Source organism: Pseudoruegeria sp. SK021 (genome assembly GCF_002119405.1).
Taxonomy (GTDB): domain Bacteria; phylum Pseudomonadota; class Alphaproteobacteria; order Rhodobacterales; family Rhodobacteraceae; genus Meridianimarinicoccus.
In genome coordinates, this window is the sequence record NZ_MTBG01000049.1 from 1 (window position 1) to 15,564 (window position 15,564).

Below are 15,564 nucleotides of genomic sequence, written 5' to 3' on the forward strand. Positions count from 1 at the left end.
TGGGCTGCTGACGCCCGGTGAGGCTTATGATACCCACAATCAACACCTGAAAGTCGCCGCCTGACATGAACCCAATGCTATAGCTTGGATCGGCGGAAAACTGGTCTAAAATCTAGGACCACCTCTGAGCATCAGCGGGACGTCACCCAACAGTCTCGGACGGCAAGGTCAGGCAGCAGCGTGATCCCAAGCTCTCAGAGACCATGGCAATCGGCGTCGCCAGACTGGTAGCGGCAAAACTGTCTTCGGCCGCAAGCAGACGCCCCGGGTAGGCCGCGTAGGCGATGCCCCTTTCCTGCCAAAGAAAACCCCAATATTCGTCGGTCACGACTACGCGCCGGTGCCGGAGGTAAAGAGCTCGGCGATCCTAGTGGTGATCTTGGCTCGAAACACATTGTCTTCCGGACGATGAACGGGGCTCAAAAGCCCCGTTCAAGAGTTTAATTACTTAGTCAACACCACCTTTGGCATGTTGTAAGTGCCGTTCACGAGGGGTGCGTACGGTCCGTAATAACGCGCAGTGAAGCGAAATCCGTCAGCCGGCGCTGGAAGCCAGTTTTTGGCTTGCTCCGGATCAGTGGGTTTTTCGTTCTGGATGTAAATCACCAATTTGCCGTCTTTGACTACGAAGTCGCCCGCAGCCAGCATGAAGCTATTGACGGTATAGCGGTTAATCTCATTGGCGACGAAATATCCATTGGCGTCATAGATCGGGATCGACCAGAACTGAGTGACCGGGGGTAAATCATTCACATCAAAGGTCATCGTATACTTGTTCTTGCCGTTGAATGGCTTGCCATCGGAATCGAGGAACAAGAAAGCACCACCATGCGAGATATTTTTGTCTGGCGCGGCCCAAGCTGCATCGGCAATGATTGCGCGGTCCATCCAGTGGGTTTCAAACCCACCATCATTGCGCACAACTCCCCAGCCGTTCATGTTAATCAGGCTGGTCTCCAGCGTCTTGCGAACACTGTCGAACCCGGCCTTGAACCCGGTTTCCAGCGCTGTTTGCTGCTCCGCGGTCAGCTTTGCCCAATCGAAGGACAGACCCTTGCCAATATTGAACACCTCAAGCTGCTTCAGTATTTCGGCTTCCATAATCGAGTCCGTGAGCGTCGGCATGGTCGGATCGTTCAGGATGACACTAAGCAAGGTGAAATATTGCTCGGCTGTCTGTTTGTCGACTTGACCGAACTGATATTCTGGCAACCCGTCTGGGATGAGGAAATCCCCCTTAACAATCTGCCTGTCGGCCTGGGCGATGCCCTTGTTGTCATTTTTCAGCCAATCGGCCAGTGGGGTGATGGTGGTTTCGTCCTGGTAACCGTTGATGGTCTTGATGTCAGCATCCGTCCCGGTCACGACCGCCATCCGCGCAACAGCATAGGCAGTCAGAGATGGCCATTGAACGATTTCTGTGGTCGGGAAATCGGCCGGAACATCACCGGTGAAGTTTGGCGGCACCAAAATGTATTTATGCGCGGCTGTGCCATTGAAGGGCGAGCCGACGATCATTCGGAAAATGCCGTATTGATCCATAACCTGAACGCTGAAATAGCGGTCCGTGATCTCGGGCACTTCGATAACGACTGGACCGTCGCGCAGGTCAAGCATACCGGCACCATAGAGGGTGGTCGCGTTTGGCGTCACCACCGGGTAATCAGGGGTGATCTGCTTGCGCACCCAGGAAAACCGATTCACGCCTGTATAGACAATATTGTCCTTGGAATCGTTCTGGGTGTAGGCCCAGCGTTGGCCGTAATAAATTGCCTGTTGCAGCCCATAGAGATAGGCTTGTTCGGCAACCTGCTCCGGCTTTGGCGTCTCCTGTGCTTGCGCGGGCAGCGCAATGCAGAGGGCGGCAGCGGCCACCATCAGCTTTGATGCTAAATGTTTCAGGATCATAGTCAGACCTCCGTTGCTTGTCGTCAGAGAGGGGTAATAAAGCGCGTGAGGCAGATGCACCACACACGTTCCGATTTCGACGGTCCACCACGTCTGGTTGATCCACGGCAGAAGCAGGTCCCCTAGCCAATGCGCCCTTCCGCCCTTTGTACCGCCCCTGCTACACCTTCGAGGGCCAACCTCACACATGCAGCGAACGGTCAGAAAGTCCCGCTGACCGACGTATCATCCACAAAATTCTGCACGATACACGAATGGCAGTTCTGTGGACGCTGCGGTGCGGCATCAAGCAAGCAAAAGGAAGGCCGGTTTGGGCCGTCCATGTCCGGCAAGCCGATGCTGATCTGGCTGATGCTGCGGTGCATCCGAGGTCGGCAGTGAGCCCACTTTGACTGATTGGGCAGGTGCAGAATTTCGCTCCTGCAGCGAAATCGCGCGAGAAAGACCGGCCCACTGCTGCCGTTCATCAGTTACGACTTCGCCGCAGTGCAGCTTCACCAAACCAGCCATTGGTGCATCGCGCAGCATTTTTGGAGGGTGAAGGTCAGCAGTGCGGGACATTCTGGACGCTCGCATTTATGATGCTGGGCATGTCAATCACTCCAAGGACGCCCCATGACGATCACGCGCGAAGATGAACTGGATGGCCTGAAGGAAATCGGTCGCATCGTCGCAAACACGATGCACACGATGGCCAAGTCGATCGAGCCTGGTATCACCACGCGCGAGCTCGACGAGATTGGCCGTGCGTTGTTGGATCTTGAGGGGGCCGTGTCGGCTCCTCAGTCGGTGTACGACTTTCCCGGCGCGACTTGCATCAGTGTAAACGAGGAAATCGCCCATGGCATTCCCGGCGAGCGGGTCATCATTGCCGGAGATCTGGTCAATATCGACGTATCGGCGTCGAAGAATGGCTTCTTCGCTGACAACGGCGCGACATTTCGGATTGGAGCGGTGAAACCGTCGCTGGTACGCCTATGCAAAGATGGCAAACGTGCCATGGAAATTGGCATCAAACAGGTCGGCAGCAACAGGCCAATCTCCGGCATTGGCGAAGCCGTCGGCAAGTTCGCGTCGGATCGCGGCTATACTTTGATCCAGAACCTGGCAAGTCACGGTGTGGGTCGATCGCTCCACGAATATCCTGATGAAATCGCAACCTGGCCCACGCGTGGGGACAAGCGGCGGATCAACAAAGGGCTGGTGCTGACCGTCGAGCCATTCCTGTCCAAAGGCGGCCTCTGGGCAACTGATGGAGAGGATGGGTGGACGCTGTACAGTGAGCCGACTGCGCCTGTCGTCCAGTTTGAGCATACGGTTGTCGCGACGGATCGTGGGGCGATTGTCGTTACCCTGCCAGGATGATCTCGGTGTTCGCCGGCGAGTGAAGCGTGCTCGGCCCAACCGGACGGTGGCCAGACTGCCTAGCGCTGCAGTGCGGCTTCTTAAGGCCGGTCGTTCGTGTATCGCGCAGCATTTTACGCAGTTGGGTGACGGCATAGCGGGCGAGTATACGGCTTGGCGCGCGCGCTCTGATCTTCGCGTCTGGGTCTCTGCGGACGCTGGAAAACTATTCTGGAGTGTCCACTAAAGAAAACGACGGATATGGAAGTAGCCAAAGACAAGGCTTTTGAACACGTTGGGCCAGAATGGCTCTGACGATTGCCTGATCCGTTTCAAGACAAACAGAGTTTCGGCAATATGCGCGGCGATCAAGAGACCCAAGGCCCAAGCCGCGAGTGTGCCGAATATGCCGGGGTAGCCTGCAACAAGGTTCCCCAGCCCAAAGGCCCACAGTGCAAGAGCCAGAATATGTCCCATTGAGGTTTCTCCTAGAAGTGGCGTTTGGCAGGTCCATAAATTGATGTCGGCGCGGACCATCGCTATGGCTTATTCCGCGTCGACCGGTCCGATCAAAGGTGTGCGCACCGGTTTCGCCAGCCCGAAGAAGACCACCGTGGTATTGGCCGCAAAGCGGGTTGAGAGCGCCTCGTTTGGCCTTTCACTGAAGCCCACATCCGTCTCGTTCCAGCTATTGGCGACCCAAGCGTTGCCGGCCGGATCGAGGGCGACGCCGGTTATGGTCTGAAGGCCGCCGATGTAGCCGCCCGAGGGAGAAATCGGATCACCGGTTGCAAGTCCCGGCGGGCAGGTCTGAACGCGCACGCCGCACAGTTGGGTGAGCGATTGGCTGATGGAATTGGACACCCAGACATTGTCATTGCCGTCGATCGCAACGCCCCAGGCCCCATTCATGGTCTTGCCGGCGTCAAAGGGTCCGAGCACCGTACCGTCTGGGCGGATCATCGACACGTCGCCCCCGGGGTATTCAGTGGCGATGTCCCACAGATCGACCCATCCCTTGGCCGCGCGGTCATCATCCGACATCGACCCCTCAAAGCTTTCGAGTTTCGCATCGAGCTTTTCCCGGATGAAGGCCAGTTTCTCCATCACGCCGGGATGGCCGATGGAATTGGCGACCCAGGCGTTGCCTTGGCTGTCGATCGCGATGCCGTGCGGGCCATATCCAACCTTGAACTCGACGGCATCGCCCGGATCGTTGGCGGGAAAGCGGGTCACGGTGTCCCCACCGCTGTTGGCCACCCAGATCCGGTCTTGCTGGTCGATGGCGAGGCCAAAAGGTTCCTTGACCGAAAGGGTGCCGTCTTCGGGTTTACCGTCCACGGTTTGCCCGAGAATGCGGCCTTTCGTGGCGTCGCCCTGAGGCAAGTGTACGATCTGATCGTGCCCATGGTCGAGCGCCCATATATCGCCCTTCGGCGTGACGATGATGCCCTGCATCTGGCCCAGCTTGCCGTCGAAGTTGTAGCCGGTGTCGGGGGAGAGCGGTTGGCCGGTCTTGCGGTCGAACACGGATATGGTGCTGCCGATCAGGCTGGTGACCCAGACCTTGTCATCTGCGGAAATGGCGATGCCCCATCCGGCACTGTCGACGCCGCCGCCGAGATAGCCGGTGACCGGTGGCGACAGCGGGCGACCGTTCGGCGCGAATTTCGAGATGCCGCCGCCAAACTGGTCAAAGATCGTGGTTTGCGACCCGACCATAAAGTTGTTGTTGGACCACATGTTGCCCTCGCCGTCGATGGCGATGCCGCCGACGCCGGAATAGCCGCCCCCGGAATAGACCAACGACAGCGTCCACGCGCTGGGGGCAAAGGTGAGGTACGGGATATACGCCACATCGCGGTATCGCTTGCCCTCCGGGATGGGATAGAAGTCGTTTAGCAATCCAAAAATCTTATCCGCATTATGCGACGGATTTCGGGCAATGTTCTCCGCTGCAGACAGCGTGTCGGTCGGTGCGGTGCCGCCCGGCGGTGTGGACAGGTCAAACAGCTTGTCGCAGGCATCCTCGATCGCCATGACGCAAGCAGACAGCAGACTGCCCAGCGTGTTCAGCTTGGCCAAGCTGGTGGTCTGCGGGCCGTTCAACGGGTCCACGATAACCGGCCCGAGGCCGCCTGTTTCGAGGTCGACCAGGTTCGGCACGTTCCCGGCGGCGATCCGCAACCCCAGAGCATCACCACGCAAATCGCTACCGTCCAGAAACTGCGCCCCGGTCCATGCAGAGGCCACGGTGGTAAGTTCGTTGATCGTCACGCGGGCCGGGGGAGCCGCCCCCAACGTCGCCATCAACAGGGTTGCGGGATTGGGTCCACCGCCATCTGCCGTCTTCACCTGGCCACCCGCGGCGGTGAGGTAAAGCACGCCGGTGTCGGTCGTCCCATCAGCACGCACCATGTCGTAGCTGCCATCGTCCTTCGTCGTCGCTTCGGCAAGCTTCCGGGGGGCGTCTGGCCCCGCCAGCCACAGGGTCACGTCGGCTCCGGAAATCGGACCGCCTCCGGACTCCACCCGTCCTGAGATACGATCTGCCGCCAGTGCCGGTAGGGATATGAGCGAAAACGAAATGGCGAAAGCGGCACCGGTCACTGTACGTTTCATCGAATATTCCACTTGATCGATCCTATCGTCCGGTGCGGGTGCTCAAGAATGGTTGAGCAGTACCTCATACCATTGAGCGCGCAAGTCTTACCGGAACCTTTCTGTGAACATCTGGGATGGTTGTATCGGGGCCAAAATGCACGAACTTGCGTCAGCAACCTATCAAAAACCGACCACAACTGCCTGCCCTCTACGCGGGGAAATCCAACCTTAGCTCGTCTCGGCACCAGGCCTTCGGAAGCTCGTTGGAGAAACGCCCGCGAACCTGCGGAAGGCTCGGGCGAAATGCTGTTGGTTCTCATAGCCCGTGGCCAGCGCGATATCGGTGATCCTGTTCGACGGATCGAGGAGGAGTTGTTGTGCAACATCAAACCGTGCTTCCTGGACGACGTCGGAATAAGAGCGGCCACATTTCTGCAGCCGCCGCTGGAGCGTGCGTTCGCTCATATGGAAGGTCTCAGCCATCTGTGAAAGGGCGGGGTATCCATCAGCCAGATAAGGCCGGAGTGCGGCCCTGAGGGCGGCAGCAAAGCTCCAGTCGGTCGTGTCCTCGTCCGGACGGCCTTCGATCTGAAGGATTGGCTGATCCAACCCAATGCCACCATTCCGCGGGCATGGTTCAGCAAGCAACCGTTTGCCGACGAGAATAGATGTGCAAGGTTGACCCACAAGGATGCGGGTGTTTGGAAAAGCCTCCTGAACCTTGGCAGTCGGCCGCTGATCAGATACGAAGGTAATCTCTTGCGGGCACCAGTTGGGACCGGCCACGCTTCGGACAATCGAAATCATGGCTTGAAGGTCTACCCATTCGGCCAGACTGATGCGTGGATTGCGATCAAATCCGCCGATGGTGCTGACCACCCGAAACTGATCACCCTCGGCCTGCATCCGGATCGACAGCACGTTGTCTTCAAGAGACGCGCAGCGAATAAACGACTGAAGACGGGAATACCCGGTTGGAGCCTGTAGGATGGCATGCTGAAGTGGCTTGCCCATCGATGCCAGCGAGCTGCGCCGAGCGGCCCGGAACCCAAATTCCATCAACTCGACATCGCGGCTGCTCCTGGCTAGCCAGTCGAGGCTAAGCTCAACGCTCACATAGGCATCCGGGTCGTCCATGACCCATAGTGGGATGCGGGAACGGGCAAGCGCGCTTTCGACCGGCACACCAATTTCCCTGAGTTCATCGAAGTATATATGCAGATGGGCAGCCCTGAAGATTGATATTTCCATCATCTGTCCTTCGGGCTGGCGTAGAATGGGCGGACCGAACCGTCGGTTTCCGCCATGCTGCGGCTGTTCCCATGAGATTAGCACGCATGTCCAGCCATGAAAAATATCCTTCCGTTGATCCAGTGCAGGTTAGGGCCGTGGCCGCCGCGCTCGCGCTCAGCGGCCCGCCGACCGTCGCTGATATTGCTGCCCAACTGGGGATCAGTTCCCGAACGCTCCAGCGGAATCTGTCCAGCCAAGGAGTCAGCCTGCGCGCAATTATTGATGAAAGCCGAATGGAGATCGCACGGGTACTGCTGTGCCAGACCAACTTCGACGTTCAGGACATCGCCATGCGCACCGGCTATAGCACGCCCAGCGGTTTTGCGCGTGCCTTTTCACGCTGGGCGGGAAGTGCGCCGCGCAAGTTTCGGCAGGACCGCAAGCGACTGGCCGAAAAAAGGTCATAGGTGGCGTGAAATGGGCGGACGGACGATCCACTGGCCCATAGGATTGCCGCACTTCAGGCTTGGCGAAACGCCATGGAACTTACTTCGGAGTCAAACGATGATGCGTCTACCTCTTTTTAGCGGCTTTGTCGTCGCCGCAGTCGCCAGTTCGGTCTGGGCCGATGTCCCGGCCTCGGTCGTCACCCCCGATGTGGTCGAAACCTCGCGCGGGACGTTCGAGTTCAACGACGGAATACCGACCGACGCGACGTCGCAGGCGCTCTATGACCAGCACGATTTCACCTTCGCCTACCGGGCCTATCTCGATACGATGCGGGGCGTCAGCATCCGCTCGTTGCGCCGTGGCATGGAAGATATGGGCGTCAAGCAGAATGAGGTGTTGGTCTTCTCGGAGTTGATGGACGCGAAATCCCTGTTCCTGACGCCGAATGCCGACACAGTATACATGATGGGGTGGATCGACCTCAGCGACGGTCCGGTTGTGCTGGAATCTCCGCCGAAGCTTCTTGGCATCGTGCAAGACGCTTGGTTCCGCTGGGTGACTGATATGGGAATCCCGGGACCCGACCGTGGTCTTGGCGGCAAGTTTCTTATCGTCCCGCCCGGCTATGACGGCGAATTGCCCGAAGGCGGTTACTTTATCGTCCATGCAAAAACGACTGGCATCGTCTGGTTTGGCCGTAAGTTTCTCGAGAACCACAACGATCCGAAACCTGTGGTTGATGTGATCAAGTCGCACACGAAGATCTATCCTTACGAGACGGGCGGTTACGGCACGTCGATCGCGGAATACCTCACGGGTGACGCGGATCTGAGGCAGGTCACTGAGCCACCGGCGACCGTCTTCCATGAAGGAACCGGCAAGGTGATGAACACACTCCCGCCAAGCGATTACAGCTATTTCGAGGTGCTGAACCAGATAGTGCAGGACGAGCCCGCAACCTCTCTCGACATCGAGTTGATGGGGCCGCTCGCGTCGCTTGGCATCAAGAAGGGACAGCCGTTCGAGCCCGACGTGCGCATGAAGGGGATCATGACGGACGCGGTGGCCGTGGCCAATGCCGCCTCGCGCAACCTTTTGTTGAACCCACGCGATCCCGACTGGTTCTACTATCCGGACTCGTCCTGGTACAACATGCTGTTCGAGAGCGGCTACCAGTTCGAAACCCCGATCCCCGAGATCACACCAGAAGGGGCCAAGCCGTTCCCGGCGACCGGCTACCGGCAAATGGATGCCCGCACGGCCTTCTTCTACGGGATTACCGGGATCACACCGGCGATGGCGATGCGGCTGACGGGCGTTGGGTCACAGTACCTTATCGCAGCAAAGGACGGCGACAAGAACTACTTCGACGGATCGAAGACCTACAAGGTGACGCTGCCGAAAGACATCCCGCAGGCCAACTTCTGGTCGCTGACAGTCTATGACAACCAGACCCGATCGATGCTTGATACGCCCCAGAACTACCCGCGGGCGGGGAGCCAGAGCTATCCGACCCCTGCTGCAGAAGCCAATGCCGACGGGTCGACCACGGTCTGGTTCTCGCCGACCCAGCCGGACGGCGTTGGTCGGGGCAACTGGATCCAGACCGACCCCGACAAGGGCTGGTTCACCGCCCTGCGGATGTACAGCCCGTTGGAGCCGTTCTTCGACAAGAGCTGGCGCATCGGCGAGATTGAGCCCGTCGAGTGAAATCAGAGGCGCGGTCTTCGCCGCGTCTGAGAAACTCGGTCGAGTTGGCAGGCCCCCCGGCAGTTCGGGGGGCCTGCCGCAGGTGCTCAGCCGGGCTGAAAGCACGCAGGGGTCCAGCGCGGACCAACGAAGAATTTGAAGAGGTCAAGGCTATGAAACGACGGAAGTTCAACGATTACATGGCAACCACCAGTCGCCTGACAAGTTTGTTCTGCGTCTCCGCTATGGTGGTCATGACGGGTCTGGGCGCGGCTGCCGCCGATGACTCACCGACGATGAAAATGACGACGCCGACACCGGAGTCGATCATGACCCCGGAAAGCGTGGACACACGGCTTGGCACGCTGAACTTTTTCGATGGATTTCCCGATGACGCCACTTCGGAGAAAATCTATGACAATCTCGACTTCATGCGCGGCGTGGAATCCTTCCTCAACGCCATGCCCGGTGCATCCATGGAAGCCTTCCGGATTGGGCTTGCCACCCAGGGTGCCGACAACAACCAGTCCATGGTCGTCTTCGAAGATTTGATGGACTCGCATTCGCTGTTTCTCACCGCCAATACCGAGAGCATATACAGCCTGATGTGGCTCGATACCAAGTCCGGTCCTCTCGTGATTGAGACGCCGCCGAATATCCTTGGCTTCGTGGACAGTCACTGGTTCCTATATGTCGGGGATGTTGGCAATGCTGGCCCGGACAAGGGCCAAGGCGGAAAATACCTGCTGTTGCCTCCGGGGTATGATGGCGACGTGCCAGACGGCTATTTCGTGCTTCGGTCGGGGACCTATGGCAACTTGCTGTTCATCAGGGGCTTCCTCGAGAATGGAAGCACTGCAACCGCAGTTGAAAACATAAACAAGTTCCTCAAGGTCTACAGTCTTTCGGACGCCTCCAATCCGCCACCGATGGAATTCATCAACGTATCTGGAAAGGAATTCAACACAATCCATGCCAACGACTATCGTTACTACGAGGAGGTGAACGACATCGTTCAGTACGAGCCGAGTGAGTCCTATCACCCTGAGGTGATGGGGCAACTCGCCTCCATTGGCATCGAAAAAGGCAAAACCTTTGCGCCTGACGAGCGGATGAAGAAGATCCTCACCGAGGCCGCTGCGGTCGGCAACGCGACGGCGCGCACCATCACATTCAAGTCGCGCATCAAGGACGCCTACTTCTATCCGGACGGGGCCTGGTTCACCCCGTTTATCGGTGGCAGCTACGAGTTTCTCTCGCAGCCCGGCGTCCGCAACCTCGATACGAGGGTGATGTTTCACTACTACGCTACCGGCATTACGCCAGCGATGGCGTTCAAGCACGTCGGTGTCGGATCGGCCTACGCGGCGGCGACCGTAGACGCCGACAAGCAGCCTCTCGACGGCAGCAAGACCTATAAGGTGCATCTGCCGCCAAACATTCCGGCAAAGGACTTCTGGTCGTTTGTTGTTTACGACAATCAGACGCGTTCGATGCTGCAGACCGACCAGCAATTCCCCAGCATCGGTAGCGACAAGAAAGACATCGTGATCAATCCCGACTCCTCGGTGGATGTCTGGTTTGGCCCGACCGCGCCGGAAGGCCATGAAGCCAACTGGGTCCAGACAGTTCCCGGCAAGGGGTGGAACGTTCTTATTCGTCTCTATGGACCGCTCGAGCCGTGGTTCGACAAGTCCTGGAAGCCAGGAGAATTCGAACTTGTCCAGTGAAGTGCAAACAGAAAGAGAGACTGTAAAAATGATCAGCAAACGTAAGAGTGAGAACCGATGGGCATCTGCGGAACTGGGCGGAAATCGTCAGGCCCTGACCGAAAACCGCGCCAATGCGGCCTCGCGGCTGCGGAACTTCGTAGGTACGACTTTCCTCGCGCTTTCTGCCACAGCGGTGCCGATCTTTGGCACTCAGGCATACGCGCAAAGCGACGACAGCTTCTCGTTCGTTGCCTACGGAGATTCCCGGTCGATGATGTACCTGCCGTACAAAAAGGCCGACACCGCCAAGATCCAATCGCTGGTTGCGCAGCTTTTCGCGCTGATCCTGGGTGAAAAAATCGCGCTGGACGTGGTCAAGAAGGACGTAAAACTGACCTTCGATCCCGAGACCGAGATGCTGACCGACATTGAGATGCCGCTTTACACCAAGTCCGAGGTTGCCCGGCTGAGCTTCCGCGACGGCTGGCCGATTGAGGCCTCGGTCGAGGACACCAAGCTGGCCCCCGGCAAACACTTCACCATATATCGTAATTTCGGGGCTGATTGGGTCTCGAATGGAGTGGTTCGCGAAGTGACCGATGGCGACGCGAAATTTGTCATCAACGCGGGCGATGTGGTGTGGTGGGGCTATCAGGGCAAAACCCTTGAGGACAGCCCCTACTGGCAGCGCATGAACGACATGCTGCTGTCGCGCTTGCCAGCACCGGACAGCGAATTGACCGAGGCCGGCCTGAACGGCCGTTATTTCCCGGCCATCGGCAATCACGAGGTCTGGGATGACCCGAGCATCGAAGGGGTGCTCAGCGCGACACCGTATCTCAAAGACATGGGCGTGTCGGCCGACAACATGATCTACACTTATGACTTCAACTGGGTACGGTTCATCACGCTCTGGACCGGCAAGGCCGACCGCCACGCTGCCTCGGCATGGGACGCCACGGCACCGGTTTATGAAAAACAGCTGGAGCAGTTGAAAGTCTGGCTGGACGACGCGAAGGCCAAGGACATCAAGAATGTCTTCGTCACTTTCCACAACCCGGTGTTCAACCGCTCAAGCTTCAAGCCAATCCCGCCCAAGCATAACCCCCACGCAACCTTCGCTTCTTATGCCGATGATTTCGAGGAACTCGTGGTCTTCAACGGCCATGTCCACACCACCGAGATGTACGACGTGGATGGGGTGAAATATTTCGTTTTGGGCAGTGGCGGGTCCGAGCAAGACTCGATCCTGCCGGGTCGGCAGAACCTGTCCAGCGTCCCTGCGGATTACCCCAAAGATCTCTATTGGAATGGCGCGACTTTGGAAGAAGACTACAATTACATCGTTGTCGACGTGACGCCCGGGGAAGAGTCCAAGTTCACCGTGAAGCGGTTTCGACCAACCTCGGCGACACCCTTCGAGGAAGTCGAACTGTTCACAGACAGCAAGTAAGCGTTATGCCAACGATTGAAGGCATGGAGACGGCGCAAGAGGTTGCGCCGTCATCGGTCGTGCCGCTGACACCTCGTCCGCGCCGGTTCGGGCGCGTTGATGCGCCGACGGTCCTCTTGCACTGGTTGGTGTCGTTGCTGGCGCTGGTCAGTTTCGCCACGGGGTTTCGCATCGCCGGCGATGCCCCGCAGGTCGGCTGGGCCAGCGTGATTGCGAAATTCGCGCCGCAGGGCGATGTCCTGTTCTGGCATGTCGTCTCGGCATGGTGTCTGGTCTCTGCCGTCACCGGCTATGTGGTGTTTCTGTTTCAAGCGCGGGTATCACGCCGTGTTTCCCTCAATGCACCCCGGGTCAAAGCGCTCCGGTCACACACCCGGCAGGTGCGATGGCGCGCGATCAATGTGCTGATCTACTGGCTGGCCTTCGGCCTGATCGGTGCCGCTGCCGCCACCGGCACATTGATGTTTTCGGAAGTACCATCGGTTCCGGCGTCGACCCTCGCGTGGCTGCATCGCGGCATCGCGATCAGTCTGGGTGGGTTCGTCCTGCTCCACGTCGCCGGGCATCTGATGGGCGGCGGATGGCGGGCCTTGATGCCAATTGTCTTACCGCGTTTTATCCGCGGGCGTTCCGGTGCAATTGCGCTATTGGCCGTGGGGACTGCCGCCGGCCTGTTGTTCCTTGCAGATACTCTGACAGTGCGCACATTGGAGATGCCACAGGTCGCCACTGCGCCGATCCTTGATGGCGATCCGACCGACCCGGTCTGGAACAGGGCCACGCCCGTAACCATCCAGACGAAAGGCGGCGCAAACCTGCCGGATGGTGAGGCACCGGTGACCGTGCGAGCGGTGCAGAACGGAGACGACGCCTATTTTCTATTTCGATGGCCCGATAGCACGCGTAGCCTGAAACATGTCCCGCTTCAAAAGACCTCGGCAGGCTGGCAGTTGTTGCAGGACGGGTTCTACCGCAACGACGAAAACGTATTCTACGAGGACAAGTTCGGCGTCATGCTGACGGATACCTCCAGCTTCGCTGCCCTGCGCGCCATCCATCTCGGGCCAAAGCCGCGCGACGAGCGACCCGGCGCATCGGGCGGGCGCGGTCTGCATTACACCACAGATGGATCGGTTCTGGACGTCTGGCATTGGATGGCGGTGCGTACCAACCCGATGGGGCAGTTGGAAGACGGCTATTTCGGGATGCCAAAGCAAGAGTCCGACAACCCGATGGATCGATACTATGCGGGCATCGGCGCGGACCCCGCGATGCGCGACGCGGCCATCTCGAACTGGCGGCCCTTGATCGAGGGGCCGGCAGCACGGCATCTGGATGGTGGCGTGTTTCCGCGCTTTCTCCCGAATTCTCCTGACGCCCTGACCCGCCTTGGCAACGCGGATCTCGACCCCACGGCAAGCGATAGCGGCGTCTGGTGGCTTGCGATAAACGAAGCGGTCCCGTTCACGCCGGAGATGGACGCGAGCATTCCAGAGGGAACAATCTTGCCCAGCATTGTTCTGCGTGAAACCGAAGACGGAGATCGCATCGACGTTGCCGCCGTCGGCGTCTGGAAGGATGGTATCTGGACCCTGGAGGTGCGCCGTGCCCTCGACACAGGGTCGCCCTATGATGTCCCGATCACAGATGGCGTGTATCTCTGGGTGTCGGTGTTCGACCATACTCAAACCCGGCACAGCTGGCACATGCGACCACTTCATCTCGAATTAACGACACAGCTCCCTGTGCGATAAGCTGGAAAATACAGAAATCATCCGCGTTTCAGAAACGTTATCGTGGACTGGAGGAGGCATGCAATTCTAAGCATTTCGGTCCGTTAATGGCCGCTTTCTTGTGAGGGACTTGATGCCTGTGCAGGTGCAGCGAACGGCAACTTCCCGCCCCGACCCGCGGGTGATGTCAGTTGATGCCAGGGCCGCTCGAATGTCGAGACTGGGCTGACAGCGGTCATCGGGGCAACTCCAGGGAGGCCCTGATGATGCAAAACCGAGTGCTGCACCGCCGCAAGGCAGTTGTGAGCCCTTCCTGGACGGTCAGCGCCCGCCTATTCCCGATCAGTTTTGAGGAAGGAGATTATCACATCGGAGACTGCCTGATGGGCGGCTTGGCGTGCTTCTGTTGACACGCCACACAGCGACGGATCGCCCTCTTCCTCCATCAGTATCTCCGGTCCAGCGTCTGTGCAAACGGCGAAAGCGTCGAAGGCGGATGCTTCGGGCATGACAACGGCTTGAGCAGTCTCGCCGCCGCCTGATGTCTGACCAGGATCTCCGAGAGAAATCTGCAGGGCGCTTATACCGGCAGGGACAGCGCTCAGAGCGACCGGATACTCAGGGTTCACGGCGATTACTGACGAAACACGAAGATCTTGGGCCAACCCTGCCAAACCTTCTGCACTGGTTTCCGACAGGTCTATGCCCTGTGCGGCATACCATCTGCAGTCTGGTCCAGCCGCTGTGCTGGCTGCGTTGCAGGAACGCAGATAGCGCGCTGTATCCATCTTTGCCCCGGCAATGGAAAGGGCAGCGGTCGCGCCGAGCGCAAAGCCGACAACGGAGACCTTGCTTTCATCGATCCTCGGCCCCCACGCTTCGTCAGCCAGCACCAGGTCGATAGCGCGACGGATATCCTGTGGCTTCTGCCATATCTCGTTTGTGGCAACAGCCGCATTGTCCGGCCGGGGCGCATTGACCTCGACGACCACATAGCCTTCTCGGGCTATGGAGGAACTGAGCCAAGCACCCGAGTCTGTAGCGGATCGCAAACCGCCGTGTGAAACCACCACCACAGGAAATGTGCCTTCCGGAACTGGAGCATCCGAGGCAGCTGGTGCCCCCTCAAAGACAGCATTACCTCCGATAGTGCCCGATGCTTGTTCTTCCGAAGGATACCATATCGACAGCAATAGGGGCCGCTCGGCCACCAAGGTATCTCGCAGATGGGAAAATCCTGCCGCTTTTTCTGCGAGGCAGGGTGTCGCGGCCAAGATTAGAGCCAAAGAGATGCCGAACTTCATGCCGTGGAGAGGTGGTCCTAGATTTTAGACCAGTTTTCCGCCGATCCAAGCTATAGCATTGGGTTCATGTCAGGCGGCGACTTTCAGGTGTTGATTGTGGGTATCATAAGCCTCACCGGGCGTCAGCAGCCCAT

Annotated in this window: 13 protein-coding genes; 6 read left to right on the forward strand and 7 right to left on the reverse strand. The window is 58.6% G+C overall.

Translation table 11 applies throughout. From position 1 onward, the window contains the following. Window positions 1–142: 142 nt before the first annotated feature. The 3 genes from BV911_RS20095 to BV911_RS17065 form a co-directional block, all read right to left on the reverse strand. Window positions 143–328: a hypothetical protein gene (locus BV911_RS20095; protein ID WP_240512331.1), complete on the reverse strand. Its 186-nt coding sequence runs from the start codon at window positions 326–328 to the stop codon at window positions 143–145. A gap of 116 nt (window positions 329–444) precedes the next feature. Then, a complete protein-coding gene (locus tag BV911_RS17060; protein ID WP_086054798.1) occupies window positions 445–1,908 on the reverse strand; it encodes a DUF1254 domain-containing protein in 1,464 nt (487 codons plus the stop codon). Window positions 1,909–2,193: 285 nt separating this feature from the next. Continuing rightward, window positions 2,194–2,469, reverse strand: coding sequence for a hypothetical protein (locus BV911_RS17065; RefSeq protein WP_139840133.1), 276 nt, complete (start codon window positions 2,467–2,469; stop codon window positions 2,194–2,196). A gap of 54 nt (window positions 2,470–2,523) precedes the next feature. Here BV911_RS17065 and map point away from each other — a divergent pair, with 54 nt between their 5' ends. Beyond that, the gene (gene map, locus BV911_RS17070) at window positions 2,524–3,273 is read left to right on the forward strand and encodes a type I methionyl aminopeptidase (RefSeq protein ID WP_086054800.1); all 750 of its coding nucleotides are present in this window, start codon (window positions 2,524–2,526) and stop codon (window positions 3,271–3,273) included. A gap of 222 nt (window positions 3,274–3,495) precedes the next feature. Here the strand turns inward: map and BV911_RS17075 are convergent, their stop codons facing one another. The 3 genes from BV911_RS17075 to BV911_RS17085 all read right to left on the reverse strand — a co-directional run bounded on the left by BV911_RS17075 (window position 3,496) and on the right by BV911_RS17085 (window position 7,107). Continuing rightward, window positions 3,496–3,729: a DUF1145 domain-containing protein gene (locus BV911_RS17075; protein WP_168184119.1), complete on the reverse strand. Its 234-nt coding sequence runs from the start codon at window positions 3,727–3,729 to the stop codon at window positions 3,496–3,498. A 69-nt stretch (window positions 3,730–3,798) separates the two neighbouring features. After that, window positions 3,799–5,874 (reverse strand): hypothetical protein, encoded by a 2,076-nt coding sequence (locus BV911_RS17080; protein ID WP_139840134.1) that lies wholly within the window; start codon window positions 5,872–5,874, stop codon window positions 3,799–3,801. Window positions 5,875–6,084: 210 nt separating this feature from the next. Continuing rightward, a complete protein-coding gene (locus tag BV911_RS17085) occupies window positions 6,085–7,107 on the reverse strand; it encodes an AraC family transcriptional regulator (RefSeq protein ID WP_168184120.1) in 1,023 nt (340 codons plus the stop codon). An 86-nt stretch (window positions 7,108–7,193) separates the two neighbouring features. Between BV911_RS17085 and BV911_RS17090 the strand changes: the two genes are divergently transcribed. The 5 genes from BV911_RS17090 to BV911_RS17110 all read left to right on the forward strand — a co-directional run bounded on the left by BV911_RS17090 (window position 7,194) and on the right by BV911_RS17110 (window position 14,147). Then, the gene (locus tag BV911_RS17090; protein WP_168184121.1) at window positions 7,194–7,556 is read left to right on the forward strand and encodes a helix-turn-helix transcriptional regulator; all 363 of its coding nucleotides are present in this window, start codon (window positions 7,194–7,196) and stop codon (window positions 7,554–7,556) included. 10 nt (window positions 7,557–7,566) lie between these two features. After that, the gene (locus BV911_RS17095; RefSeq protein WP_240512333.1) at window positions 7,567–9,249 is read left to right on the forward strand and encodes a DUF1254 domain-containing protein; all 1,683 of its coding nucleotides are present in this window, start codon (window positions 7,567–7,569) and stop codon (window positions 9,247–9,249) included. 152 nt (window positions 9,250–9,401) lie between these two features. Then, the gene (locus BV911_RS17100; RefSeq protein WP_240512334.1) at window positions 9,402–10,958 is read left to right on the forward strand and encodes a DUF1254 domain-containing protein; all 1,557 of its coding nucleotides are present in this window, start codon (window positions 9,402–9,404) and stop codon (window positions 10,956–10,958) included. A gap of 28 nt (window positions 10,959–10,986) precedes the next feature. Continuing rightward, window positions 10,987–12,393 (forward strand): metallophosphoesterase, encoded by a 1,407-nt coding sequence (locus BV911_RS17105; RefSeq protein ID WP_205963884.1) that lies wholly within the window; start codon window positions 10,987–10,989, stop codon window positions 12,391–12,393. 5 nt (window positions 12,394–12,398) lie between these two features. Next, window positions 12,399–14,147: an ethylbenzene dehydrogenase-related protein gene (locus BV911_RS17110; RefSeq protein ID WP_086054806.1), complete on the forward strand. Its 1,749-nt coding sequence runs from the start codon at window positions 12,399–12,401 to the stop codon at window positions 14,145–14,147. Window positions 14,148–14,458: 311 nt separating this feature from the next. Here BV911_RS17110 and BV911_RS17115 read toward each other — a convergent pair whose 3' ends face one another. Beyond that, entirely contained in the window at window positions 14,459–15,430 is a 972-nt protein-coding gene (locus tag BV911_RS17115) for a hypothetical protein (protein ID WP_086054807.1), read from the reverse strand. Window positions 15,431–15,564 lie beyond the last annotated feature (134 nt).